Genomic DNA, 24,503 nt, shown 5'->3' with positions numbered 1-24,503 from the left:
TTTGGAATTTACTATGAGTGAATTTAAAAACATTTTAAAGCTTGATAAAGAAAGCCAAGCAGCGATGCTGGCTGACGCAAATGGCATGCTTAAAGAGCTAACTGCTGAGCAGCGTGTAGCGTGGGCACTTGAAAATTTGCCTGACACACAATTTTTATCATCAAGCTTTGGTATTCAAGCCGCTGTGATGTTGCATTTAGTAACCTCGCAAAAGCCAGATATTCCCGTGGTTCTTACTGATACTGGTTATTTATTTCCAGAGACCTATCAGTTTATTGAGCAATTAACCGAGCGTTTATCACTGAATTTAAAAGTGTATAAATCTCACCTTAGCCCAGCATGGCAAGAGGCTAAATTCGGTAAGCTATGGGAGCAAGGTGAGGCGGGTATTAAGCAATATAATCAGCTTAATAAAGTTGAGCCAATGACTCGCGCATTAAAAGATATTGACGCAGGCACATGGTTTAGCGGCTTACGTCGTGATCAAGCATCATCGCGCGCTGATAAGCAAGTGATTGAAATTAGCCGTGGCACAGTGAAAGTTTATCCTATTATTGAATGGTCAAACCGTGATGTGTATCAGTACTTAACTAAGCACGGTTTATCGTATCACCCATTATGGGAGCAAGGTTATGTGTCGATGGGAGATGTGCATACTACACGTAAGTTAGAGCCGGGTATGACTGAAGAAGAAACGCGTTTCTTTGGCTTAAATCGCGAATGTGGTCTACATATTGACGGCGATGGAATTTAATTCTTTTTAATTAGTATTATTTTAAAAACGCAGCACACGCTGCGTTTTTTTGTAAATGTAGTATGCTTAATAACCAGTTTGTTATGTGAATCGCATTTATGAAACAATTCTGTCTGCTTTTTTTCTTACTTATGTCAGCTTCTGCAGTTGCGGATAGTTTTCGTATTGCATTGCCTGATGAAGACTACCCGCCCTATCATTTTGTGGACACGCAGCATAAAGGTATTTTAAACGAGCTTCTGGTTCTTTTTTCAGAGGCTTCAGAGGTAGATATTGAGTATATATTTGCACCGGAAAAACGATCTGCGAAGATGTTACAGCAAGGCTATGTTGATGCGCGGATGGAATCAGAGGTTTGGCTTATCGGTGATGAATCTTATTATTGGAGCCAAGAAATAGCGATAGTCGAAGACGTACTGGTAGTGTCTCATGGCACTAAGCTAATTGATTTTAAAGAGTTGAATAGTTTAAAAGACGGGATATTACTAGGGCGGTTTGGTTATGTTTATCCAAAATATGAATTACTAGTGAATAGTAACGTACTGCATCGTGAGAACTTTTATTCAGATCTAGATATACTGCAAAGTCTCTATAGTAATACACCTATGAGTAAGCGCTTTACCATTATGTCGAGAGACGTGGTGAATTGGTATATTAAAAAACACCCGCACCTGTCGCAATTAGTTATAAGTGATTTCAATGTTGGTAAAGCACCACTTCAGTTGCAATTTTCATACACTCCAAAGGGAAGAAAGCTTGTTCGAGAGTTTAATCTTTTTTTAAAAGAGCTGAAAGAAAGTAAAGAGCTTGCTAGTATAATTAGCCGCTACCAGTAAAGGTAGTTTATGAATGGCTTATTTTTAACCCAAAGGATTGATTATGAAATATTTTGCGTACTTAGCAACAATGATCTTGCTAATTAGCATTGCAGCCTTATTTTACTTACAGCGCCCAGATGGTGAAACGTGGTTAAATAGTGAAGGTATCGGCAGTACATCGAACAATATTAAAGAGCAAATGGTCGCTTTGTCGAGCGGAGCTTTAGATCATGCGGTTGATGCTGTAGTAAAAACAAGTAATCAGGTTGTAGAAAAAATATCAGGTGATAGCACTGAAAAAGCCACTACAATTTACAAATGGCAAGATAAAAGTGGTCAATGGCATTACTCTGATCAACCAAACCCTGATGGTAAAAGTGAGCGATTAGTACTCGATCCTAAAGATATTACAGTCATTGCAGCCGAAGACACATCAATATTAAAAGGGAGTGCAAAAGCTGGTAATTTAACTCTTCCTAAAAGCTCAAATAGTGTTTATGACCCGGTGGTAATTAAAAAGTTATTCGATGATGCAGAGCAAATAAAGACAAAGTTAGAGCAACGCACTCAAGCTTTAGAGTCGAATAATTAAGCCTATAGTCTAGGGTTGGAGTGAGGCTGTATTGTTAGCAAAAAACTGATGATCGACGCTAGGAAGATTATACTGAGTTAACCATTGTTGGGTTAATTTATCCAATTCCCCTGAGTGCATCATTCTCATTAGAGCATCATCAAATTCATCTCTAAGGGCTGATTGTTGAAATACAATATATGAGCCGTCATAGTTTAAAATATCGCGATAAATAAATTGCTTAGGGCTTAATTGGGTTAAGTGTGCTGTATTCCAATAAAATACAAGGTAATCACCTATACGTACATCAATACGATTAGTGTGCAGCTGTTTGTTAAGTGCTTGTTGGTTACCAATCTCTGAGTAATTTATGTTTTTTTGCTGCGTTAGTTTACGGTAATCATTACCAAATAATTGTGACGCACCAATAAAGCTCGCTACAGTGAGATCTTTTAAATCGCTTAAGTTGGTTATGTTTTCCGCCCATTCGGATGAGTGCATAATCACTCTATTCATAAACTTGATTCTAAACCGTGAAGGAAATGCTCCTTTGGGTGGCTGAGCTGTGTAGTTAATGGCAATATCTGCGACTTGATTATCAAAATAACGTTGAATTGCATCGTTATTTAACGGGATGATTTTTAGCTTGGTATAACCTTGCTTATTAAGAACGTCTACGACGACATTATCAAAGAAACCATTACCGATGATTTCATTTTGAATGAAATAAGGGGCGAAGTTTCCAGAAGCGATTGTTAGCTTTTCATGGGCAGCAATGGTATTGGATGAGATCCCCAGCAGTAATAGACTAATAACTGAGGTGTTTTTAATAAGTCGAAATTTACTCATCTGTAGCATGCTTACTTGTGGGGGCATGTGTTTGGTGTTCAGTTTCTAACTTCATTAGTATGATGGTGAGATAGATTTTTGTTGGTAGAGAAAATAAAACCCCTACCGCAATGCAAATTGCACTAATCATAATGCCGCGGATACTATTTTGTTCGCCAAAAATGTCAGATGTTAATAAATAATGCCCAGCTAAAATAAGGCATATGCCAAGTATGATAAATACCTTAAGTACTTGTATCGTTTTTTGCTCTGTCATACTCGATGCATACCATTGATAACGTGAATTAAGTGTAGCTAATAATTTGTAGGCTGACTTGTTTTACATCAAAGAAATAATAAAGGGCTAAGCAGTCAAGCACTGCAAAGCCCAGTTATCAAAGTGTTTAGTTACTGAGCATATTACGCAGTACATATTGTAAAATGCCGCCGTGTTTGTAGTAATCCCACTCTTTGGGAGTATCAATACGTACATCGGCGCTAAAACTGACTTTTTTACCTTCGTTATTAGTGGCAATCACACACACTTCTTTAGTTTTATCGAACAGGTCTTCAATATCAAACTGCTCTTGACCTGTTAAACCTAAAGACTCGTGACTTTCTCCTGCTTTAAATTGCAGTGGTAGTACACCCATACCAATTAAATTAGAGCGATGAATACGTTCATAACTTTGCGCAATAACGGCTTTAATACCAAGTAATAAGGAGCCTTTTGCTGCCCAATCACGCGATGAACCAGTACCATATTCAGCCCCCGCTAGCACAACTAATGGCACACCTTGTTGTTGATAAGCCATAGCCGCATCGTAAATACTGGCTAATTCATCATCGGGTTGAGTACGAGTTACCCCGCCTTCAGTACCTGGAGCAAGTAAGTTTTTTAATCGAACATTGGCAAAGGTGCCGCGCATCATCACTTCATGGTTACCACGGCGAGATCCGTAGGAGTTGAATTGTGATTTTTCTACGCCATTTTCTTGCAAGTATTCGCCCGCAGGTGCGCTTGCTTTAATTGCGCCAGCAGGGGATATATGATCCGTGGTGACGGAATCGCCAAGTTTAGCTAAACAGCGAGCGCCGCTAATTGCAGGGATACCAGGAGGCTCAATGCTCATACCATCAAAAAATGGTGCTTTTTTAATGTAGGTTGAGGCGTCATTCCAGTCATACAGTTTGCCATCTGGAATTTTTATCTGCTGCCAACGATCATCCCCTTTATAAACATTGCCGTAGCTGGTAGCGAACATTTCTTTAGTGACGGTTTTTTTCACGAGTTCATTTACTTCGCTGACGCTAGGCCAAATATTTTTAAGATAAATATCGTTACCATTAGCATCTTGCGCTAATGGTTCGTTATACACATCAATATCTGTGCGTCCTGCAATTGCATAAGCGACGACCAGTGGCGGCGACGCCAAAAAGTTCATTTTCACATCTTGGTGAATACGCCCTTCAAAGTTACGGTTACCTGATAAAATAGAACTCACTACTAATTTATGTTGCTGAATTGCTTCACTGATTTCATCTGCAAGCGGGCCTGAATTACCAATACAAGTAGTACAACCGTAACCAACAAGGTTGAAGCCTAGTGCATCTAAGTCATCCATTAGATCTGCATTTTTGAGATAATCAGTTACCACTTGTGAGCCTGGTGCGAGCGATGTTTTAACCCATGGTTTAACATTAATACCTAGTTGACGGGCTTTTTTAGCAACTAAACCGGCAGCTAAAATAACACTTGGATTTGAGGTGTTAGTACAGCTGGTAATAGCAGCAATAACACAAGCGCCGTCTTTAAGTTCAAATTCTTGGCCTTTAAAGTTTACCTTTGCAGCGCCCATAAATTGTGCTTCGTTGATTGGCTCGTCAGGATTCGTTGTTGGACCTTCATCTTCAATACGAGCTTGTTGTTCATCACTATTGTCGCGTTTAGCAAGACGTTCATCTTGAAAACCTTTTAAATGCTTACCAATAATATCGCCAGCTTGATCGAGAGCAATTCTGTCTTGGGGACGTTTTGGTCCTGCAAGGCTAGGCACTACATCATTTAATGAGAGCTCTAATGTATCGGTGTAATTGGCTTCATCGCCATCGTTACGCCATAGACCTTGGTGTTTTGCATAATCTTCAATCAGCTTGAGTTGAGTTTCGTCGCGATTGGTTAAACGTAAGTAATTTATGGTTTCATCATCGATAGGGAAAATACCACAGGTTGCGCCGTATTCGGGGGCCATATTAGCTATGGTTGCACGATCAGCCAGTGGTAAATCAGCAAGCCCATCGCCATAAAACTCAACAAACTTACCTACCACCCCATGCTTGCGCAGTATTTCAGTTACCGTGAGTACTAAATCGGTAGCTGTGGTGCCTTCAGGTAAGCGGCCATTGAGTTTCATACCAACGACTTGCGGGATAAGTAAGCTAATTGGTTGTCCAAGCATTGCGGCTTCGGCTTCGATACCACCTACGCCCCAACCAAGTACACCTAAACCATTGATCATAGTAGTATGCGAATCAGTGCCGACTAATGTATCAGGATAAGCAAAGCGTTGACCATTGCGCTCTTCGTTAAATACCACACGAGCGAGATATTCTAAATTTACTTGATGAACAATACCGGTGGCAGGTGGCACGACCTTTAAGTTATCAAAGGCGGTTTGACCCCAACGTAAAAATTCATAGCGTTCTTTATTGCGTTCATACTCAAGTTTGGCATTTAAATCAAAAGAGCCATCTTCGCCGTAACCATCTACCTGTACTGAATGGTCAATTACCAGCTCTGCAGGTGAGAGTGGGTTTATTTTAGCTGGATCGCCACCGAGTCTTTCCATAGCATCACGCATTGCGGCTAAATCAACAATTGCAGGTACGCCGGTAAAATCTTGCATGACTACGCGAGCAGGCGTAAATGCAACCTCAGCGCTGGGCTTGGCTTGTGAATCCCAATTTAGAAGTGCTTTAATATCTTGTTTTTTAATATTAACGCCGTCTTCATTACGCAGTAAGTTTTCGAGTAGTATTTTTAGTGAGAATGGTAGTCGCTTAGCCTGATCGCCTAAACCTTGCAGTGAGTGAATATGAAATTGTTCGCCATTGATTGTGAGTTGTTTTTGGGTGTCAAAACTATTGTTCATTATGTGCCCCTTAATTAGATGAATATCCTTAAATAGTACTTATACCAATCGACTTAAATATTTAACCATTCTAGCGGGCTAAATAAAGCGCTAACTGCGTTATAAATTTTTCATGTAGAACAAATACATGTCAAAATTTCTGCCGTATTTCGCTATAAGTGGTCAGTAACTTAACACGATTGGTATTAAGTGTTATGAGCGTAACCTTTGATTGATTAATTAATTAATTAATTGATTAATTGATTAATTGATTAAAGTGCAAAGTGCATACCAGTCTATTTTTGTATTATTTTTATACAAGTAAGTATAGTAGAGATGATGCCGAAAATTGATATTTCAAGCATGAGTGATCAAAACAAGGTGTGCCTCTTAGGCTACTTTATTGTAGCCAAGCTTGTTGTTTGCCTGTGTGGCTCAGCAGTAGCAAAGTAATGGCAATAACGATTACAAATAGTGGCATAAATACGGCGCTGGCACCGAGCAATTCAATACTGTTAATAACGATGAAGTTATAAAACTGTTGAATAAAAATTGCAATAAGTGAAAGTGCAAAAACGTCTCGTGCAATGGCTTTTCTTAGTAATAATAAAATGCAGCCTAGTGCGCCGCCAAATACGGCTACCGCAAAGGCAATCGTTGACCAAAGGGGAATGTTTGAGTAAGCAGCTTGTTGTTCTATAGGCAGTTTACTGATCATATCAGGGGTCATAAATAGCTGCATAATAAACGCAATTACCCCGAGTAAGTTCCAAGCAAGGGCGGCCCAAGCTACGGATTTTAACCAGTCTGGAGGGGTCATAAATTACCTTTTTAATCATTATTCAAAAAGGTAATTTAAGTCGATTACGGCTACTTTTACAAGTCTGGAGTCGATTAACCAAATGAAATAGGACGGCGGCCTGTTTTTTCATCAACCTTTGGTTTTTTAACACGTTTACGTTTGGCTTTTGCGGGGGCATTAACTGCTTGCTCAGTGTTCTTTTGTGGCTCAGGCTGTGTTGATGAAGCAGAACGTTCAGCTGGGATTGCAGTTTCACTTAATGTCAGTTGAAAGTGCTCACCATCAAATTCAAGGATGTCGCCACTGTATAATTTTTTCCGCTTGATTGTACAAATTTCATGGTTAACGCCCACGTAGCCCTCAGTGATGAGATTTTTGGCTTGGCCGCCACCTTCGACTAAATCAAGAACTTTTAAGAGTTTGCATAGCTCAATTGGCTCTTCTTCTAATTCAATTTCAATATATTCTTGGTTCATGTTCGATCTCATTAAGGTAGGGCACAGCCTATAGTATAAAGGCTTAGTGTGATTTTTGCATCTAGCTGTCTCAAGTCAGCGAAGCATTAAATAAAATTAATGTGCAACTTTTTAGTGTTTTTCTCTGTCTTTAAGAAAACGGTAGTATTTCACGCGTAGTATCCGCTCGAACAGCTGGCCTGCAATTTGCTATTCGAGTCGAATTCGATATTTAGTTGGCCATTTAATTACAAATGCCGCAGTACTGGAGATTTAAAATGGGCGTTAGATCAGCCATGAAAAAAGAGCTAATGGGCTTGGAAGGTTCGGGATTTATGACCGCTGACGATGTACGATCTGAACTTAGCAAAATTGTAAAAAAAGTGCCTGATAGATCAGATCGTGGTTTTTCTTTAATTTCGCGTTTTAACGACAATCACAGTCAATTGAGTTGCGGTGAAAATAGCAAAGAAAAGCTACTTGAATTTCAGCGGCATCGTTTATTTAAAGACGTTTTGTATACGCGTAAAAGTGTTGATGCGTGGCTTGATAGCCAAGTAAATTAGGTTGCTATAAAATAGAAACTCAAATAGACTACATTCGTAATCTATTTGAGGTGACTATGAAAAATGGAATTTTAATCGCCATGCTGTTATTACTAACAGCGTGTCAACAACCGACTGTTTATGTATATACGCAAGGCTTAACTGCAATACAAAAGCAGCAACTGACACAGCAATTACAACTGCAGACATTACCTTATCAATTTACCCAATTGCCTATACCGAAAGAGTTTACTGCGGCTACATTGCTCACCTCACAAGATAAATTACTCACACATGAAACACAGTCACTTGCTGATATTATGCAGTTGATGGGCTACCAACCACAGATAAATTATGTATCGGTGGCAAACCATCATTATAGCGATGGTAACATTGGTTTTTACCTACGTGGTGAGCACATTGAGCCGGGCTTTAATATGCCTAAATTAATGCGTACAACTAACTGCTACGAAGACAGATACAACGATTTACAAGTGACATTTCACGAAAACGTGGTCGCGTTTACATTATTAAATGGTACTCGTGCTCAGTTAGAGTGGGGGCGTTATGAGGACTATGTAATCATCAATTATAGAGGTACTTCGCAGTCATACACGCATTCAACCCCTTTGGTCGCCACACCTTTTGGGGAAAAACCCTCAGATACATTTCGCTATACTGCGCATGTTGGGAGTCCACAATGGCTAAATTGTTCATTACAGATTGTTTATATGGATTAAGGACTGATTGCTTTAGCTTGATCTAATAAACCTATGCTGCGTTTAACGCCTTCGAGCGCAGGTTTAAACTCACTGTTTTTAATTACGCTGGTGACCGGGTATTCAGCCAGCAAACTGGCGTACATTTTTTGTGCGCTGTCACTTATTAGGTATTCAATAAAGCGATTTGCATTATCAGCGTTTGGCGCATATTTGGCGATAGCCACAGTGGTTGTTGATATAGGTGTTAACCCTTGCTGATTTTTAAGCCAGTTGATAGAGAGTTTGCTGGCCATATCGCGATCGCGCTTATTCTGAGAGTTTTGTAACATTGCTAAATAGTAATGATTGGCGAAAGCAAACTGGCATTTTCCCTGCGCTAATGACCTTAGCTGATCTCTATCAGAGCCGCTGGGGCGTTTTACCAATAACTTATTTGCGTGTTGTATCCAAGCTGAGTCTTGGTTGTTATTACTGGCAAGTAGACCAGCAAACAAGGTTTGATTATAACTGTGCTGCCAGTCCCGTACGCAAAATGTTTCTTGGTATTGTGGTTGTTGTAAATCGCCATAGTAGATTGGTGTAGGCACGTGTGTTGTATCGCTGGTAAATAATGCCCGTCCTCGTATTGATACACTTAACCACAGATTATTAGTATCTCGCAGCTGGGTAGGTACATTGATCAGCTGTGCAAAATCGTTGAAAGGTTGTAAAAGGTGGCGATGATTATGCAATTGGGCCAAATCAGCGCTCAGCACTATATCAGCTAAGCTTTGGGCACCATCATTGTTTAAACGACGCAATAGTTCTTGAGATTTACCATTGACTAAATTAACTTTGATTTTAGTGGTTTGTTCAAAATCGTTAAGTAAAGGTGCAATGAGCTCCTGCTTTCGAAAAGAGTAAATGTTAATTTCGCTTTGATTAGCGAACGTAAAATCAGCACTTAGTACCGAAAATAGAAATAAAAGGTAAAGTTTACTTTTAATCATCGCAAATAAGAATTATTATCGTATTCAATTAGTGTACATAATCTAAATGATAAGTCTATATTGTGAAATTAAATATTTTGAAACAGCCTATGCAAATAGGTTACTTACTTTTCGCTTTGTATTTTTTCATGATGCTTTATGTTGGTTCTATATTGCATAGCTACTACCAAAATGAAACGCGGCAAACATTAGAAAAGCAATTAACCACCCATGAGCAGCTTTTAAAGACTAAGTTGTTACATATCTCGCATTTACTTTACTCAATTGACGCCTATCAGCAACTCAATGGATATGAACCTGAATTATTTTTACAACTGGCACAATCACAACTGCAGGGCATTGATGTTCCATTGCGGTTGGAGTCGTATGCGTTAATTAAGCCACAACAACAGCAAGTTTTAACGCAGGCGCTTAAAAAGGCTGGGCATTTTGATTTTAAAATTAAAGGTGTAGAAGCAAATGCCGAGCATATGCTCGTTATAAACCGCGCCGCACCAGTGGCAGAGTATGGCCATACAGTTGGAGAAAGTGTGGCACTTAATAACGCACATGTTGCGCGCTTGCAAGCGAGTAACCAGTTGTATCTTCTCGTCTGGCCAAACCGTGAGAACAAATGGAGTATTTTGATCGAGCAAGGCGATGTAGATGGTTTTAGACACGTACTAGGGATTAGTTTTTTACTTGATAATCTACTCGATAGTCTTTTTTCAGATGTGTATTTGAGAACAGAGCAGCATTTGCAAGTCGCTGTCGCAGACCGTTTGATTTTTAGCTCTGATTGGAAAAATACGTTTTCGTTATCTGAGTTGGCAGCTGGCGCGAGTAGTGAGGTAAATTTTTTTGGTGAGCCTATTAAGCTTACTTTATATAGCAAAGAGCAATTGTCACATTCATTACTCGATGACAGTATTTGTTTGATTATAGCGTTTGAAGTGATTGCACTACTTTGTGGTTTAATGGTGTTACTCCATGTAAGGGCGTTGCTTAATCGTAATGAGCTAGTGAACAAAACAGTGGTTGAGCGTACTGCATGTTTGGCAAAAACGAATCAGCAATTAGAGCGGGAATCCAGTCAGCGGCTTATTGCATTACAGCAGCAACTAGCGGCAGAAAAAAAATATAAAAGTGTGTTTTTAAATAGCCACGAAGGGCTGTTTGTACTAAATGAACATGGCTATATATTGGAGGCTAATCCGGCCTTCCAGCGACTATTATTAAGTAATCATAAGCAATCAACATCAATGCGTTTTAGTCAACTAATGGCTGATGAACATTCTCAGCAACAGTGGCTGTCGTATTTACAACAGCAAAGTAATCATCAAGAATTTGAGTGGTTAGGAGTGAATGGTCAAGGCAAGTCGTTGTGGCTAAGGCAAACAGGTAATTGGGCAACACATGATGGGAATCGTCGTTATGAGGGGCGTTTGATTGATATCACTCAGCACACCTTGTTTCATGAGCAATTAAAGTATAAAGCACAGCATGATGGGCTGACCAATTTACTGAACAGGCAAACATTCTTAGATGCGCTTGAAGTAAAAAGAAAAGCCACCCAAGATGATTTTATTTTACTGTATATCGATCTCGATAGATTTAAATTAATTAATGATACTTTAGGGCATATAGCTGGCGATAAACTCCTTATTGAATTTGCCGCCCGAATGCAAATATTAATGGGTTTTTGTAGCTCAATAGCTCGATTAGGCGGGGATGAGTTTGCTATTTTAATTAAAACGCACAAGCTACTACAACCGCTCGAAGGGGTAATGGAGGATTTGCTGGGCGAGATCCGTAGGCCATTTACCTACCAACGGCAGCAATACACGGTGAGTGGCAGTGTTGGCGTGCGACCATTTAAAGCACCCTGTAATGAGTGCACGGCGGAAAAGCTATTGCATGATGCAGATGTTGCTATGTATGAAGCAAAGCGACGCGGTAAAAATGGTTATTATATTTATAGTGATAGTATTGCTGATGAGGTATCACGTAAATTGCAAGTTGAAAAAATGCTGCATGAATCCTCTGTGAGTGATGAGTTAGCATTGCACCTGCAGCCTATGTTTTGTAACCAAGGCCGTAAACTAAACGGTTTTGAAGCGCTATTACGCTGGTATAGCCCAACTTTAGGTCACGTGAGTCCTGCTGAATTTATTCCAATCGCTGAAGAGTGCGGGAAAATAGTTCAACTAGGTCAGTGGGTATTTGAGCGCGCTCTAAGTTTTATTGAGTCACTATCAGGAAATGAAGTATTTATCAGTATTAATGTTTCGCCTATTCAGCTACATAGTCAAGGGTTTTTAGATTGGTTGGAATCGCGAATGCAACGGAGCTCTATCAGCTGTCGACAAATAAAAATAGAATTAACAGAGTCGGCAATGATGGCAGAAGAAGACAGTTTAATAGAGCCATTGCTGCGCTTGCATTCGTTAGGGTTTGGTATTTACATTGATGATTTTGGCACAGGCTATAGCAGTTTATCTCGGTTGACATGTTTGCCCGTGACAGGATTGAAGATAGATCGCTCGTTTATTAATGATTTAGAGCACCGTAAAGATTCTTTGCAATTAGTGGAGGCAATTTGTGCGATCGCAAAAAGCTTTAATTTAACAGTAACTGCAGAGGGCATTGAAACTGACAATCAACTTGAAAAAATATCTAAGCTATATTGCCACTACACGCAAGGGTACTTAATGAGCCGACCATTGTCAGAACAATATGCCGAGCAATTATATAACGAGAACTACGCATGTTTGAATATTGCATAAAAGTATTGACCTCAACTTAGCTTGAGGTTTTAAGATGTGTGCATACTCTAGATACCCTATATACCTTAAAGGACTAACTATGCCCACTTATATAAAAAACTACCTTGCGACACTATTAGTTAACACGCATGCTCAGCTTGATTTAGATTTAGTCTCACACATGCAAGCCGCGCATTTAGCGCAATACAGCTTTAGCAGCATCAATGCACTACAAGATAAAGTGCTAAGTTTAGAGCCTAAAATATTGTTTGAGCGTTTGATAGAGCAGCGCGAGGGCGGATATTGCTTTGAGCACAATAAAATTTTTCACCTTGCACTAGAGGCGCTTGGTTTTGATGTAAAAATACTTATTGGCCGTGTAATGCTCAATGGCCAAACACAAAACCCACGCTCACATCGTCTCATTCTGCTCACCTTGGATAACAAGCAATATTTAATTGATGTTGGCTTTGGTGTTAGTACACCAATTATACCGCTACCTATTGATAAATCAGGGTTGCATCAGCAAGGGGTGAATACATACCAAGTAAAACGTACTGATAATTTCATTGAAGTTAAGCAAACTCAGCCAGAGCTCAAATATATTTATCGTATTGAGCTCGGTGAATTTTATGAAAGTGATTGTGAGATTGCTCATTTTTATAGTCATCAACATCAAAGTGCCGCATTTGTAAATAACTTAGTTGTATCGCGTATAGCCGACTCAGAGCGCTTTCTAATTCGTAACAATCAGTATTTTTATTGGAATGAAAAGAACAAGCACAGCACCGAATTAGCCATTACAAGTTCAGCGCAATTGTATCAGTTGATTACAGAGGTATTTAAAATTCAGGTACCTGAGACATTCGTTGAGAAGCTATTTAAATGCAAATTAGCCGCGTGATTCAAGGTAGTCATTTAATTTTGTAATGCGTTCACTCATGCCTTCAATAATACGATCTTTAATTTTTTCGCGGATCACATTGGGTAAGCGAGTCAGTGCTTCAGGTGTAATAGCAAGCACGATAGTGTCGCTTTTGGCGCGTGCACTGGTGCTACGCTCTCGGTTGTTAATAAATGCGCCTTCACCAATAAATTCACCAGGCTCAATTGTGCCTAAGTCAAGTAAGTGGCTGTGTTTATAGACAACAATGGCACCGCTGAGAACAATGTATAAGCGTTTGTCGTTATCAAACTGCTTAAATAAAAAACGGCTTTGGCTAATTAAATATAATTGACTGAATGATTCAAGCAAAACTTGTCGTTCGTTGAGTGAGAACTCTTTAAAAAAATTCAGTCTATTAATAATTTCCATCTGTTTTATGAGAGGAATGTGCTCGATTAACTTCATCAAAAACCAATATTGTTATTTTATGAATTAATATTGCGCTCTTTTAATTTTCTGGTCAATGTATTACGACCCCAGCCAATTTTTACTGCTGCTTCTTGTTTGTGTCCAGCGCAGTTGGCTAGTGCCGTTTTAATCAAGCGGGTTTCTAATTGAGCTTGTACGTTAGGCCAAATATTCTCTTTACCTTGTTTAAGCTCTTGATTCAGCCATTGCTGAAATGCATCGAGCCAGTCACCTTCTTGTTGCGACGCCTCTACTTCGAGAATCTCAGGAGGTAAATCTTGCTCACTGACCAATTCACCCGGTGCCATAACGGTTAGCCAGCGGCAAGTGTTCTCTAATTGACGAACATTTCCGGGCCAGTTGAATAAGCGCAGTTGATCGGTTGCTTTTGGGCTAAGAATTTTGCTTTCAACTTGCAAGTCTTTGGCGCTTTTATGCAAAAAGTGTTGCGCTAAGCGTTCTATATCTTCGGTGCGTTCACGTAGCGCGGGAAGGCGTAACCTGACGACGTTTAAACGGTGAAATAAATCATCTCTAAACTTACCCTGCTTAACGAGATCTTCAAGGTTTTGATGTGTTGCAGCAATAATACGCACATCCACTTTAATACTTTGATGCCCACCAACACGGTAAAATTCACCATCTGCTAATACGCGTAATAAGCGTGTTTGCACATCCAATGGCATGTCACCGATTTCATCTAAAAATAAGGTGCCGCCATTAGCCTGTTCAAAACGGCCTTTACGTACGCTATCAGCACCTGTAAAGGCACCTTTTTCGTGCCCAAAGAGCTCTGACTCAACCAGTTCCTTGGGAATGGCGGCCATGTTTAAAGCAATAAATTGATTTTCTTTTCGTGGGCTATGGTTATGCAAAGCACTGGCGACAAGCTCTTTTCCTGTACCAGACTCACCATTAATGAGCACACTCATGCTTGATGCCGATAGTTTACCTATAGCACGAAACACCTCCTGCATAGCGGGGGCTTCACCAATAATGTGCGCACTTTTGGGGGGAGCTTGCTTACGCTTAGTCTTTTTTGTCGCATTCGCACGGCACGCACTTTCAACAAGGCTGACGGCTTCATTTAAATCAAATGGTTTGGCTAAGTATTCAAAAGCACCTTTTTGAAACGCATTGACTGCTGAATCTAAATCTGAATGCGCGGTCATGATAATAACTGGCAGCCCTGGGTTTTGCTCTGCTATTAGTTCTAACAGTGCCATACCGTCCATTCCGGGCATACGTACGTCAGAAATAAGCACAGTCGGTTGGCTAAATTTAAGTGCAGTGAGGACATCTTGTGCATTAGAAAAGCTTTCAGCGTTAAATCCTGCACGGGTGAGGGCTTTTTCAAGTACGAAACGAATTGATGCATCATCATCTACAAGCCAAACTGTTTTCATAGGTGCTCCAAAACCGCTTAATCTACAAACGGCAGATATATATTAAATTCTGTATGACCAGGCCAGCTATCACACTCGATGTAGCCATTGTGTTGGTCGATCAAGGTTTGCGCTATCGAAAGGCCTAGGCCAGAACCACCTTCTTTATTCGTGATCATGGGGTAGAATAGCGTTTCTTTAATGCTAGGATCGATACCTGGTCCATTGTCTGAAATTTGTATTTGCAAGGCCTTTTTAGGGGGTTTTCCGGGGCGTCGTTGGCGCTGATTGATGCGTGTTTTAATTTTGATTACACCACCATTCACTAATGCTTGCTGCGCATTACGTACGATATTGAGCACAACTTGCTGAATTTTACCTTGGTCAATAAACACATCGGGTATACTCGGGTCGTAATCTTTTTCTAAACTGATGTTGGCACAGTTGTCGAGAGTACTTAACCTGATAACCGACTCCAAGGTTTGGTGAATATTACCGTATGATTTTTGCGGTAATTGATTCGGCCCTAGTAATCTATCAACCAGTTCTCGCAAGCGATCTGCTTGCTCAATAATTAGCTCAGCGCATTCATCCCGTTCTTGCTGATCAACCTCATACTGCAATAATTGCGCCGCTCCACGAATACCACCTAAAGGATTTTTTATTTCGTGCGCAAGCCCCCTAATTAGGTTACGTGCAGCTTGATATTGGTGCATTTGATTTGAAGCTTGATCGTGGCGGATTTCATCATCCGTTTGCCGACATTCGAGCAAAATATAATAGGCATTTTCCAGCATAACGCGTCGTGCACTAATCGCTAATTTAGCATGGCGAGAATCAACGAAAACTACGTCAGCTCTGTGCTGGTGGCAATCTACACCATCAATTAAAGCGTATTGCGCTATTCGTTTTAAATCAATTGAGTGGTAACTAAATAGGCTATCGAAAGATTGTTTTAAAATACGTTTAGGGCCTAAGCCTAATAGCTCACTCGCACTGTCATTGGCGTACACAAGGGTAAAACGTTCATCAAGTAAAATAACGGCCGTAGTCAGATTTTGCCAAATACTTGCGAGGAGTTCGGGGCGGAAAATATTATTGTTGGGCATGGTTGCACCATTTTAGTGCGTTGATGATATTTAGCAGCTTATCACAGAGTTACGTACAAGAAATGTGTCGTGGTAGAAAAAACACTATTCTTACAAAGACGATGCCCTATGCATAAAAAAAGTGCTGCTTTCACTAACCGAGACCACAGAACCTTCGGAGTTAAATAGTTTCAATTGCAATGTGTGCTCACCGCGGTTTACATCACGAAGTGCAAAAGTACCCGTGTTGCTCGGCTTAGCGAATGCGACACCATCAACGAGTAATTGAATTTTAAAACCGCTCTCAAAGCGTGGAACTATTCTACTAGTAACGTAAACAGACCCTGTATTTTCACGGACAGTTTCTTCATTAGTGGGTGAAGCAATAACAATTTTAAAGTTGACCACCGCAGCGGGCTTGTCTTCATTTAACACGGTAATATCAACAGCGGGCATAGATAAATTTTGGCTTGATAATTTAATTTCTTGGGCTCCTGCTCTAGGGCTGTCAGAAAATACCAGTACGCCGTGTTTGTCTTTCCACGAGTAGATTTTTTTGTCACCGCCGTAGCTGTTAATACTAACTAAAGACATGCTTAAAAGTAATAAAATTGTTTTTTTCACTGTACAGTCCTGCATTTTTTGCACTAATTAAACTGTAGTGGATAATGACCAAATTTACCATAAAAAAAGCCCGTAAAACGGGCCTTGAGAACACATATATATTATCTATTAGATAATTTTCTCTACAGCGTTATTAGCAGCTGTAGTACATTTCAAACTCAACTGGGTGAGTTGTCATGTTAAGCTTTTCAACTTCCTGACTCTTAAGTTTGATGTAAGCATCAATTAAGTCATCAGTAAATACGTTACCTTGCGTTAAGAACTCACGGTCTGCGCTAAGTGCACAGAGTGCTTCATCAAGTGATGCCGCAACAGTTGGGATCTCAGCTGCTTCTTCAGCAGGTAAGTCGTATAAATCTTTATCCATTGCATCGCCAGGGTGAATCTTGTTTTTGATACCGTCAAGACCTGCCATTAACATTGCAGAAAATGCAAGGTATGGGTTAGCTGTTGGATCTGGGAAGCGTACTTCGATACGACGACCTTTTTCAGACGGAACCACTGGAATACGAATTGATGCAGAACGGTTACGTGCAGAGTATGCAAGCATAACTGGCGCTTCAAAACCTGGTACTAAACGCTTGTACGAGTTAGTCGACGCATTTGCAAACGCGTTGATTGCTTTAGCATGCTTGATAATACCGCCGATGTAGTAAAGTGCATCTTCAGAAAGACCGCCATACTTGTCGCCTGCGAATAAGTTAACACCGTCTTTAGCTAAAGACTGGTGACAATGCATACCAGAACCGTTATCACCAACAACTGGTTTAGGCATAAAAGTCGCAGTTTTGCCATATAAATGAGCCATGTTATGGATAACATATTTCATCTCTTGGATTTCATCTGCTTTAATTACCATCGTATTAAAGCGAGTCGCGATTTCATTTTGACCAGCGGTTGCTACTTCGTGGTGATGTGCTTCTACTACTTGGCCCATTTCTTCTAGAACGAGACACGTAGCTGAACGCCAATCTTGGAAGTCATCAACTGGAGCAACTGGGAAGTAACCGCCTTTAACACCAGGACGGTGACCTGTGTTGCCATCTGCATATTCTTTATCTGAATTCCAAGCAGCTTGCTTAGAATCAATTTTGTACATTGAACCAGACATATCCGTTTTGTATTTAACATCATCAAATACGAAAAACTCAGGCTCAGGGCCAAATAAAACTGTATCAGCAATACCTGTAGAACGCATATACTCTTCAGCGCGTTTAGCAACTGAACGCGGGTCGCGCTCATAACCTTGTAATGTTGCAGGCTCAACGACGTCACAACGTAAGATTAATGTCGCTTCTTCTGTGAAAGGGTCTAGCTTAGCTGATTCAGCAACAGGCATTAATACCATGTCTGATTCATTAATACCTTTCCAGCCAGCAATTGAAGAACCGTCAAACATTTTACCGTCTTCAAAGAAATCTTCATCAACTTGGTGATGAGGAATAGAAACGTGTTGCTCTTTACCTTTTGTATCAGTAAAGCGTAAATCAACGAACTTAACGTCATTTTCTTTAATAAAATCTAAAACCGATTGTGACATGTGTCCTCCAACTGTTGGGTTTTATTTTTGCTGCATAATTGCTTTTGTTTATAGTAAGCGTTTTCTGTGCCATATTTATAAGTCTTTGTTTATAAGTTTAAAAATTATAGTTCTACGTTATGCTACCTATTGCGTTGCACCAATATGAAGCGTTAAAAGATCATTTTGGTGCGTAACGGGATTTGGTACGACTTGTATGAATTATAAACACAGCTGTAAAACTAACTTACTTATAAAATACTGTCAAAATATGGCATGAAATGTATTGAATGTACAAAATAAGAGTTAATTCAGAAATTAAATTAATAAAAATGTCATATATAAAACAGATACTTATTGGAACTATTAAGAAAGTTTTGAAATATATATTGGATAAACTTTCATCCATGTCATTTATAGGGGATAATATGCGCCCTTTTAAATCCAATGCTGGGACATCTCGTGAAAACGCGGGTGAGAGCGTAAAGCCCCTGCAGGATCATTGAGATTCAATTTCTCTGAGTGAATATATGAGCATCGAAAAGTTAAGAAATATAGCGATTATCGCGCACGTTGACCACGGTAAAACAACACTGGTTGACAAACTACTTGAGCAATCAGGTACATTAGAAACACGCGGCGGTAACGAAGAGCGCGTGATGGACTCAAACGACATTGAGAAAGAACGTGGTATTACCATTTTGGCTAAAAACACAGCCATCTCATGGAACGATTACCATATCAATATCGTTGATACTCCAGGACACGCCGACTTCGGTGGCGAAGTTGAACGCGTACTTTCGATGGCTGACTCAGTATTACTACTTGTTGATGCTCAAGAAGGTCCAATGCCGCAAACGCGTTTCGTTACGCAAAAGGCATTCGCACAGGGCTTAAAGCCGATCGTAGTTATCAATAAAATTGATAAGCCAGGTGCACGTCCTGATTGGGTTATGGATCAAATCTTTGATTTATTCGACAACCTTGGCGCAACTGACGAACAGTTAGATTTTAAAGTAATCTACGCTTCAGCTATCAACGGCTGGGCAACACTAGATTTAGACGAGCCATCAGACAACATGGAACCTATGTTCAAGATGATCGTTGATGAAGTATCACCACCGGATGCAGATCCTGAAGGTGACTTTCAAATGCAGATCTCTCAACTTGATTACAACTCATATGTTGGTGTAATCGGTATAGGTCGTATCAAACGTGGTTCTGTTGCTCCTAACCAACAAGTTACTATTATTGGTGCTGACGGCTCTAAACGTAACGGTAAAATCGGTGCAGTACAAAGCTACCTTGGCCTTGAGCGTATCGAAACTGATAAAGCTTACGCAGGTAATATCGTAACAGTAACAGGTATTGGTGAGCTTAAGATCTCTGATACAGTTTGTTTCCCTGGCAACGTTGAAGCATTACCACCACTAAGTGTTGATGAGCCAACAGTAACAATGACATTCTCTGTAAATAACTCACCTTTCTGTGGTAAAGAAGGTAAGTTTGTAACATCACGTAATATCCGTGAGCGTTTAGACAAAGAATTAGTACACAACGTAGCACTTCGTGTTGCAGATACTGATAACCCTGATAGCTTCCGTGTATCGGGCCGTGGTGAATTACACCTAGGTATCTTAATCGAAAACATGCGTCGTGAAGGTTACGAGCTAGCAGTATCTCGTCCAGAAGTAATCTTACGTACAGTTGATGGTGTGTTAGAAGAACCGTATGAAACACTAACAATTGACTGTCAAGAAGAGCACCAGGGTTCTATCATGGAACAAATTGGTCTTCGTAAAGGTGAGCTTACTGATATGGCCCCAGATGGTAAAGGCCGTATGCGTTTGGACTTTATGATCCCTAGCCGTGGTTTAATCGGTTTCCAAACTGAGTTCATGACGTTAACATCAGGTTCTGGTTTACTTTATCACACGTTTGATCACTACGGTCCGCACAAAGGTGGCGAGCTAGGTGTTCGTAAGAACGGTGTAATGATTGCAAATGCAACAGGTAAAGCACTTACTAACGCATTATTTAACTTACAAGAGCGCGGCCGTTTATTCATCGGTCACGGTGTTGAAGTATACGAAGGTATGGTTATCGGTATTCATAGCCGTGATAACGACCTTACAGTTAATGCGCTTAAAGGTAAGCAACTTACTAACGTTCGTGCATCTGGTACAGATGAAGCACAAACATTAACTCCAGCACTTAACTATTCACTTGAGCAAGCGCTTGAGTTTATTGCTGATGATGAGTTAGTAGAAGTTACACCACTAAACATTCGTATCCGTAAGCGTCACCTTACAGAAAACGAACGTAAACGTGCGGGTCGTGCACCTAAGTCATAATCTATTAATTTAGAATAATGATTTCAAAAGCCGCTGTATTGTAAGATACAGCGGCTTTTTAGTGGGTGAAAACAAGAGTTGTAAGCTATAAGCGGTCAGATTAGAACAAGCGTGGTTGGGTAGATTGGTTGTAGGTGAAAGACAACCACATAAAGCTTTACCTAAAACAGATTTAGACACTAAAGCTAACACCATAGGTGGGAATTTACCTCGCGCAGGCGCTAACGTAATTACTTTTTCGGGATAAATCTCGGCCTACAGTTTAAATAACTCAGTAATTTCAAGGTGAATAATAACAGGGCAGAGGTTAAGCTAAAAACTCGGTTTTGGCTTGTCGTGAATGAATCACATTTTGAATGTCGAGTTGTTGGCTTTCTTTTGATGGCTTAACTTCAAAGCCTTCATGGCTGAGCAACCACAATTTACGCTCAATTCCTCCTGCATAGCCTGTGAGTGAGCCATTACTGCCTATCACTCTATGGCACGGTACAATTAAGCTAATAGGATTTCGGCCATTAGCGCCGCCAACGGCCTGAGAGCCTTTGGGCTTATTCACCATTTTAGCGATGTCTAAATACGTGACGACTTCACCATAGGGAATGTTTGATAAGCAGTACCACACTGATTTTTGAAAATCTGTTCCTTTAGGATCAAGGGGCAGGTCAAATTCTTTGCGTGCTTTTGCGAAATACTCATGTAACTGTTTTTTACACTCAGTTGTTATATCGCTGGCTATGACGTGGGTTTTTATTTCCCCAGAAAATATAACTTGGGTAATGCCTTTATCTGATGCTTTAAATTCAACACACCCTAGCGGTGTATCAATATAATCGACAAACATTGCAGTCGTCTCCCTCGTTGAAAAGTTAAGTGGTTTCGCTAAAACGTACATTGTCTGATTCGCTCAGTAATATCGTCGAATGCTCTACAGCTTGTTAATGACTACAATTGCACACTTTCACCTTCATTAAGAATATATAGCGGTACTTGTGAATCCATTTTTTTATACATATGCAATAAACGCAGTAACGCAGAATGGCTGCTGTGATCGCCCATCTGCCAACTTGAGTTGCCATAGCCCCACGGTATCATAACTTTACAATTAAGCTCTTGTGCTGCGTTTAGCGCGTCTTCCGGTGTGGTATGGACATAGCGATACCATTTGCCGTTTTCTTTATGATAGTAAGAAGCGATGGGTATTAGGCATACATCAATATCGCCATATTTTTGCTGAATGTCTTGAAAGTGTTTTGAATAGCCCGTGTCGCCTGCAAAAAATAAAGTTTTACCATTTTGTTCTAGCAACCAGCCATTCCATGAGTCTTTATTGTCATCATTGTAGATGTAGGGAATAAGTACTCTATTGCTAAAATGATGAGCTGGCACTGCGTGAATGGTTAAGTCATCAATATTGGTTTTTGAGTACCACGGCATTTCGCTGATGTTAAAACCACCTGTAGGAAAGTTATCCGCCATACCAAGTGGCGTTAAGTAATAGGGCTTATTACCTATGAGTTCTATATCGGCTTTATTGAAATGATCATAATGGATATGTGAATACATAACGGCATCAATACCGGCTAACTCTTGCTCATTTAACCAAGCACCAGGCTGACGATAGATGCCTCCTGTAAGTTTAAATGCGATATCAACGGGGGAATCAAACTGCGCTTTTACGGGATCAAATAATATATGCTGACCGTTTGGGGTATTGATCGAAAAACTAGCGTGACCCAGCCAGCGGACAGTGTAGTTGGTATTTAACTGTGGCAGTGTTTGCCTACCTTGATACTGGCAGTTTTCAGCGCTCGTTTCACACAGCAAATCGGGGTGAGCAGGGTAGCAGTCAGTTTCGCAGGTGGTCGGGTAATTTTGCTTTTTTGGGTATACATTATGGTAGCGACCAGCACGATCACCCTCTTTGTATTGTGCAATAACAGCATCTGGTGCGGTTATCTGGGTCACTTGATTGGGCGTACCACACGCGGCCAATAAGCACGAAGCAATGATTAAACCAACACCGTATACCTTCATTGTTTATTTACGCTTTGTAATTTTAACTACATAAAAGTGTACCAAAAACAGCCGATTAAAAAACATTTTAAAAGTAACAAAAAATAACAATAAAAAAGCCCATTACAGTGAATGGGCTTAATAGTTTTAGATCCTAGGATTATTATCCTGCTTTATTCATTTGTTCAATAAATTTGTTTGAGTCAGCAATTGACTTGTTCATATCATTCATCAATATTTGAATATCGCGTTTAAGGTTTGTAAATTCACCTTTTATGGCGGTTACAGCCTGCGCATTTAAGTTATGCTTTAAGTACAATACATTATCTTTTAACGATGAAAGTACTGGCTCCATTTTGCTTTCGGCACTTCGCATTGAGCGCAGTAGTTGGTCAAATTGGCGCTTAGTCGAATTAAGTTTTTTGCTACTTTCACGCTTTAAAGATGCACTTTTGTATTGCTCAAGTTCATCTGCCCACTCGTCAAATAACGCGTCCGCAACGTCTTCAACTTTATTGATGTTGCTGGTTACATCTTCAGCAGCTTTCAAGCTTGACTCGTAATCATCATTAAGTTGGTTATAAGCCTCTTGTAACTCGCCACCGTCAAAGTTAATTAAAGTGGTTAAGCGTTCTAATGCTGATTGAAATTCTTCTTGCGATTCCTCTTGTGATTCCTTTGCCTCTTCTACACGATCAACGAGTATGTCGCGTTTATGTACACCGACAGACTCCATTGCTGAGTAATAGGCAGATTGGCAACCCGATAAAGCTAGGGTGAGTGCTAAAAGTGGTGCGCTGAGAAATGTACTTTTTTTCATTGAGATCTCTTTTTAAATCCGTTGATACTGCAAATTATGTGGGCGATTGCTATGATAATCAAAATTATTTTGTAAAAAGTTAACTTTATGAACGATAAGGTCACGCACTATAGGCAGCAAGCAGCTTCGTTTATACGTCAACAACCTGGTTGGTGGATGCAGTATATAAATCGTTGCATTGATGACCAAATCACTGTTAATGCAGGTTATTTAGCCTATGTTACTTTGTTATCTTTAGTGCCATTGATAGCAGTTGGCGTGGCAATATTTTCGGCTTTTCCGGGGTTCGAATCTACAAGAATCGAAATAGAAAATTTCTTATTCACCAATTTTGTACCGACTTCCTCTGATGTGATTAAGGAGCATATTAGCTCTTTTGCTGGTAATGCCAATCAAATGACCGCTGTCGGTATCGGTTTTTTAGCCGCAATAGCACTGCTTTTGATCCGCAATGTGGACGCAACACTGAACAGAATTTGGCGCATAAAACATAAACGCCCAATGATGATTTCGTTTGCAGTTTATTGGATGGTATTAAGCTTAGGGCCATTGTTATTAGGCGCAAGTATTGGTGTGACTTCATACATAGTATCTTTAGTGTCGTTTGCTGATCAAGGGATTCCAGGATTCAGTGGGTTTTTACTTAAACTACTGCCTTATTTAATTTCTATGGCTGGCTTTATTATGCTCTATACTTTAGTGCCTAATACGCGAGTATCGTTTAGAGCTGCGATACCGGGTGCTTTTTTTGCGGCGTTACTTTTTGAGCTAACTAAAAAAGGTTTTGCACTTTATATTAGTCACTTTCCTTCGTACGAAGTTATTTATGGTGCGGTGGCTACAATCCCCATCTTATTTGTTTGGGTGTATTTGTCGTGGGTTGTGGTGTTGCTCGGTGCTGAGTTTACCGTGTGCATAAGCCCAAAAGATATCGAAGATACGCCTGAGATCATTCTTGATGAGGAGGAAAACATCCGTTAAATAGCA

The 24,503-nt window shown here is 40.1% G+C and carries 23 protein-coding genes; 9 read left to right on the top strand and 14 right to left on the bottom strand.

Annotated features, from left to right (window positions below):
- Nucleotides 1–13: 13 nt before the first annotated feature.
- The 3 genes from ADS77_RS03205 to ADS77_RS03195 all read left to right on the top strand — a co-directional run bounded on the left by ADS77_RS03205 (nt 14) and on the right by ADS77_RS03195 (nt 2,164).
- A complete protein-coding gene (locus tag ADS77_RS03205) occupies nt 14–754 on the top strand; it encodes a phosphoadenylyl-sulfate reductase (RefSeq protein ID WP_054206907.1) in 741 nt (246 codons plus the stop codon).
- Between the two features lie 98 nt (nt 755–852).
- Nucleotides 853–1,590 (top strand): substrate-binding periplasmic protein, encoded by a 738-nt coding sequence (locus tag ADS77_RS03200; protein ID WP_082355591.1) that lies wholly within the window; start codon nt 853–855, stop codon nt 1,588–1,590.
- A 43-nt stretch (nt 1,591–1,633) separates the two neighbouring features.
- Nucleotides 1,634–2,164, top strand: a complete 531-nt coding sequence (locus ADS77_RS03195) for a DUF4124 domain-containing protein (RefSeq protein WP_054452919.1) — start codon at nt 1,634–1,636, stop codon at nt 2,162–2,164.
- Between the two features lie 9 nt (nt 2,165–2,173).
- On the opposite strand, the gene ADS77_RS03190 is transcribed toward ADS77_RS03195, so the two are convergent.
- The 5 genes from ADS77_RS03190 to ADS77_RS03170 form a co-directional block, all read right to left on the bottom strand.
- Nucleotides 2,174–2,992 (bottom strand): transporter substrate-binding domain-containing protein, encoded by an 819-nt coding sequence (locus ADS77_RS03190; RefSeq protein WP_054452917.1) that lies wholly within the window; start codon nt 2,990–2,992, stop codon nt 2,174–2,176.
- On the bottom strand, nt 2,985–3,248 hold the full coding sequence (locus tag ADS77_RS03185; RefSeq protein WP_054452915.1) for a hypothetical protein: 264 nt from the start codon (nt 3,246–3,248) through the stop codon (nt 2,985–2,987). The genes ADS77_RS03190 and ADS77_RS03185 overlap by 8 nt, the downstream gene beginning before the upstream one ends.
- 127 nt (nt 3,249–3,375) lie before the next feature.
- Nucleotides 3,376–6,123: an aconitate hydratase AcnA gene (gene acnA, locus ADS77_RS03180; protein WP_054206902.1), complete on the bottom strand. Its 2,748-nt coding sequence runs from the start codon at nt 6,121–6,123 to the stop codon at nt 3,376–3,378.
- Between the two features lie 379 nt (nt 6,124–6,502).
- The gene (locus ADS77_RS03175) at nt 6,503–6,922 is read right to left on the bottom strand and encodes a hypothetical protein (RefSeq protein ID WP_054206901.1); all 420 of its coding nucleotides are present in this window, start codon (nt 6,920–6,922) and stop codon (nt 6,503–6,505) included.
- Between the two features lie 74 nt (nt 6,923–6,996).
- On the bottom strand, nt 6,997–7,380 hold the full coding sequence (locus ADS77_RS03170; protein ID WP_054452913.1) for an RNA-binding S4 domain-containing protein: 384 nt from the start codon (nt 7,378–7,380) through the stop codon (nt 6,997–6,999).
- A gap of 257 nt (nt 7,381–7,637) precedes the next feature.
- Between ADS77_RS03170 and ADS77_RS03165 the strand changes: the two genes are divergently transcribed.
- Both ADS77_RS03165 and ADS77_RS03160 read left to right on the top strand, forming a co-directional pair.
- A complete protein-coding gene (locus tag ADS77_RS03165) occupies nt 7,638–7,925 on the top strand; it encodes a hypothetical protein (RefSeq protein ID WP_054206899.1) in 288 nt (95 codons plus the stop codon).
- Between the two features lie 56 nt (nt 7,926–7,981).
- Nucleotides 7,982–8,644 (top strand): hypothetical protein, encoded by a 663-nt coding sequence (locus ADS77_RS03160; RefSeq protein ID WP_054452911.1) that lies wholly within the window; start codon nt 7,982–7,984, stop codon nt 8,642–8,644.
- Here ADS77_RS03160 and ADS77_RS03155 read toward each other — a convergent pair.
- Nucleotides 8,641–9,615, bottom strand: a complete 975-nt coding sequence (locus tag ADS77_RS03155; protein WP_054206897.1) for an extracellular solute-binding protein — start codon at nt 9,613–9,615, stop codon at nt 8,641–8,643. The two genes, ADS77_RS03160 and ADS77_RS03155, sit on opposite strands and share 4 nt — an antisense overlap.
- 62 nt (nt 9,616–9,677) lie before the next feature.
- On the opposite strand from ADS77_RS03155, the gene ADS77_RS03150 reads away from it, so the two are divergent.
- Together ADS77_RS03150 and ADS77_RS03145 are read left to right on the top strand one after the other, a co-directional pair.
- On the top strand, nt 9,678–12,380 hold the full coding sequence (locus tag ADS77_RS03150; protein WP_235575692.1) for a putative bifunctional diguanylate cyclase/phosphodiesterase: 2,703 nt from the start codon (nt 9,678–9,680) through the stop codon (nt 12,378–12,380).
- A 79-nt stretch (nt 12,381–12,459) separates the two neighbouring features.
- Complete coding sequence (locus tag ADS77_RS03145) at nt 12,460–13,263, top strand: arylamine N-acetyltransferase family protein (RefSeq protein ID WP_054206896.1); 804 nt, start codon at nt 12,460–12,462, stop codon at nt 13,261–13,263.
- Here the strand turns inward: ADS77_RS03145 and ADS77_RS03140 are convergent.
- From ADS77_RS03140 to glnA, 5 genes are all read right to left on the bottom strand, one after another.
- Complete coding sequence (locus ADS77_RS03140; protein ID WP_054452909.1) at nt 13,252–13,710, bottom strand: cyclic nucleotide-binding domain-containing protein; 459 nt, start codon at nt 13,708–13,710, stop codon at nt 13,252–13,254. The genes ADS77_RS03145 and ADS77_RS03140 overlap by 12 nt on opposite strands.
- 20 nt (nt 13,711–13,730) lie before the next feature.
- A complete protein-coding gene (ntrC, locus tag ADS77_RS03135) occupies nt 13,731–15,119 on the bottom strand; it encodes a nitrogen regulation protein NR(I) (RefSeq protein ID WP_054206894.1) in 1,389 nt (462 codons plus the stop codon).
- Nucleotides 15,120–15,136: 17 nt separating this feature from the next.
- Complete coding sequence (gene glnL / locus ADS77_RS03130; RefSeq protein WP_054206893.1) at nt 15,137–16,207, bottom strand: nitrogen regulation protein NR(II); 1,071 nt, start codon at nt 16,205–16,207, stop codon at nt 15,137–15,139.
- A 90-nt stretch (nt 16,208–16,297) separates the two neighbouring features.
- The gene (locus ADS77_RS03125) at nt 16,298–16,810 is read right to left on the bottom strand and encodes a DUF4124 domain-containing protein (RefSeq protein ID WP_231659121.1); all 513 of its coding nucleotides are present in this window, start codon (nt 16,808–16,810) and stop codon (nt 16,298–16,300) included.
- 133 nt (nt 16,811–16,943) lie between these two features.
- The gene (gene glnA / locus ADS77_RS03120; RefSeq protein ID WP_054206891.1) at nt 16,944–18,350 is read right to left on the bottom strand and encodes a glutamate--ammonia ligase; all 1,407 of its coding nucleotides are present in this window, start codon (nt 18,348–18,350) and stop codon (nt 16,944–16,946) included.
- Nucleotides 18,351–18,859: 509 nt separating this feature from the next.
- Between glnA and typA the strand changes: the two genes are divergently transcribed.
- Nucleotides 18,860–20,683 carry a translational GTPase TypA gene (gene typA, locus ADS77_RS03110; RefSeq protein WP_054206889.1) on the top strand — a complete coding sequence of 608 codons (1,824 nt, stop codon included), beginning with the start codon at nt 18,860–18,862 and terminating at the stop codon, nt 20,681–20,683.
- Nucleotides 20,684–20,990: 307 nt separating this feature from the next.
- Here typA and ADS77_RS03105 read toward each other — a convergent pair whose 3' ends face one another.
- The 3 genes from ADS77_RS03105 to ADS77_RS03095 all read right to left on the bottom strand — a co-directional run bounded on the left by ADS77_RS03105 (nt 20,991) and on the right by ADS77_RS03095 (nt 23,516).
- Nucleotides 20,991–21,524 carry a methylated-DNA--[protein]-cysteine S-methyltransferase gene (locus tag ADS77_RS03105; protein ID WP_054206888.1) on the bottom strand — a complete coding sequence of 178 codons (534 nt, stop codon included), beginning with the start codon at nt 21,522–21,524 and terminating at the stop codon, nt 20,991–20,993.
- 101 nt (nt 21,525–21,625) lie between these two features.
- Nucleotides 21,626–22,717: an MBL fold metallo-hydrolase gene (locus ADS77_RS03100; protein ID WP_054206887.1), complete on the bottom strand. Its 1,092-nt coding sequence runs from the start codon at nt 22,715–22,717 to the stop codon at nt 21,626–21,628.
- A 142-nt stretch (nt 22,718–22,859) separates the two neighbouring features.
- On the bottom strand, nt 22,860–23,516 hold the full coding sequence (locus ADS77_RS03095) for a DUF2959 domain-containing protein (protein WP_054452907.1): 657 nt from the start codon (nt 23,514–23,516) through the stop codon (nt 22,860–22,862).
- An 87-nt stretch (nt 23,517–23,603) separates the two neighbouring features.
- Here ADS77_RS03095 and ADS77_RS03090 point away from each other — a divergent pair, with 87 nt between their 5' ends.
- Complete coding sequence (locus tag ADS77_RS03090) at nt 23,604–24,497, top strand: virulence factor BrkB family protein (protein ID WP_054452905.1); 894 nt, start codon at nt 23,604–23,606, stop codon at nt 24,495–24,497.
- The last annotated feature ends 6 nt before the right edge of the window (nt 24,498–24,503 follow it).

The organism is Pseudoalteromonas porphyrae, from assembly GCF_001298125.1.
Lineage (GTDB): Bacteria > Pseudomonadota > Gammaproteobacteria > Enterobacterales > Alteromonadaceae > Pseudoalteromonas > Pseudoalteromonas neustonica.
This window is presented reverse-complemented; position numbering and strand designations above follow the sequence as displayed.

Coding starts and splice junctions, on each gene's coding strand:
- ADS77_RS03090 (WP_054452905.1), top strand. CDS start 23,604: ATGAACGATAAGGTCACGCACTATAGGCAGCAAGCAGCTTCGTTTATA.
- ADS77_RS03095 (WP_054452907.1), bottom strand. CDS start 23,516: ATGAAAAAAAGTACATTTCTCAGCGCACCACTTTTAGCACTCACCCTA.
- ADS77_RS03175 (WP_054206901.1), bottom strand. CDS start 6,922: ATGACCCCTCCAGACTGGTTAAAATCCGTAGCTTGGGCCGCCCTTGCT.
- ADS77_RS03145 (WP_054206896.1), top strand. CDS start 12,460: ATGCCCACTTATATAAAAAACTACCTTGCGACACTATTAGTTAACACG.
- ADS77_RS03200 (WP_082355591.1), top strand. CDS start 853: ATGAAACAATTCTGTCTGCTTTTTTTCTTACTTATGTCAGCTTCTGCA.
- ADS77_RS03100 (WP_054206887.1), bottom strand. CDS start 22,717: ATGAAGGTATACGGTGTTGGTTTAATCATTGCTTCGTGCTTATTGGCC.
- ADS77_RS03140 (WP_054452909.1), bottom strand. CDS start 13,710: ATGAAGTTAATCGAGCACATTCCTCTCATAAAACAGATGGAAATTATT.
- ADS77_RS03105 (WP_054206888.1), bottom strand. CDS start 21,524: ATGTTTGTCGATTATATTGATACACCGCTAGGGTGTGTTGAATTTAAA.
- ADS77_RS03160 (WP_054452911.1), top strand. CDS start 7,982: ATGAAAAATGGAATTTTAATCGCCATGCTGTTATTACTAACAGCGTGT.
- ADS77_RS03185 (WP_054452915.1), bottom strand. CDS start 3,248: ATGACAGAGCAAAAAACGATACAAGTACTTAAGGTATTTATCATACTT.
- glnA (WP_054206891.1), bottom strand. CDS start 18,350: ATGTCACAATCGGTTTTAGATTTTATTAAAGAAAATGACGTTAAGTTC.
- typA (WP_054206889.1), top strand. CDS start 18,860: ATGAGCATCGAAAAGTTAAGAAATATAGCGATTATCGCGCACGTTGAC.
- ADS77_RS03170 (WP_054452913.1), bottom strand. CDS start 7,380: ATGAACCAAGAATATATTGAAATTGAATTAGAAGAAGAGCCAATTGAG.
- ntrC (WP_054206894.1), bottom strand. CDS start 15,119: ATGAAAACAGTTTGGCTTGTAGATGATGATGCATCAATTCGTTTCGTA.
- ADS77_RS03205 (WP_054206907.1), top strand. CDS start 14: ATGAGTGAATTTAAAAACATTTTAAAGCTTGATAAAGAAAGCCAAGCA.
- ADS77_RS03165 (WP_054206899.1), top strand. CDS start 7,638: ATGGGCGTTAGATCAGCCATGAAAAAAGAGCTAATGGGCTTGGAAGGT.
- ADS77_RS03190 (WP_054452917.1), bottom strand. CDS start 2,992: ATGAGTAAATTTCGACTTATTAAAAACACCTCAGTTATTAGTCTATTA.
- acnA (WP_054206902.1), bottom strand. CDS start 6,123: ATGAACAATAGTTTTGACACCCAAAAACAACTCACAATCAATGGCGAA.
- ADS77_RS03195 (WP_054452919.1), top strand. CDS start 1,634: ATGAAATATTTTGCGTACTTAGCAACAATGATCTTGCTAATTAGCATT.
- ADS77_RS03155 (WP_054206897.1), bottom strand. CDS start 9,615: ATGATTAAAAGTAAACTTTACCTTTTATTTCTATTTTCGGTACTAAGT.
- glnL (WP_054206893.1), bottom strand. CDS start 16,207: ATGCCCAACAATAATATTTTCCGCCCCGAACTCCTCGCAAGTATTTGG.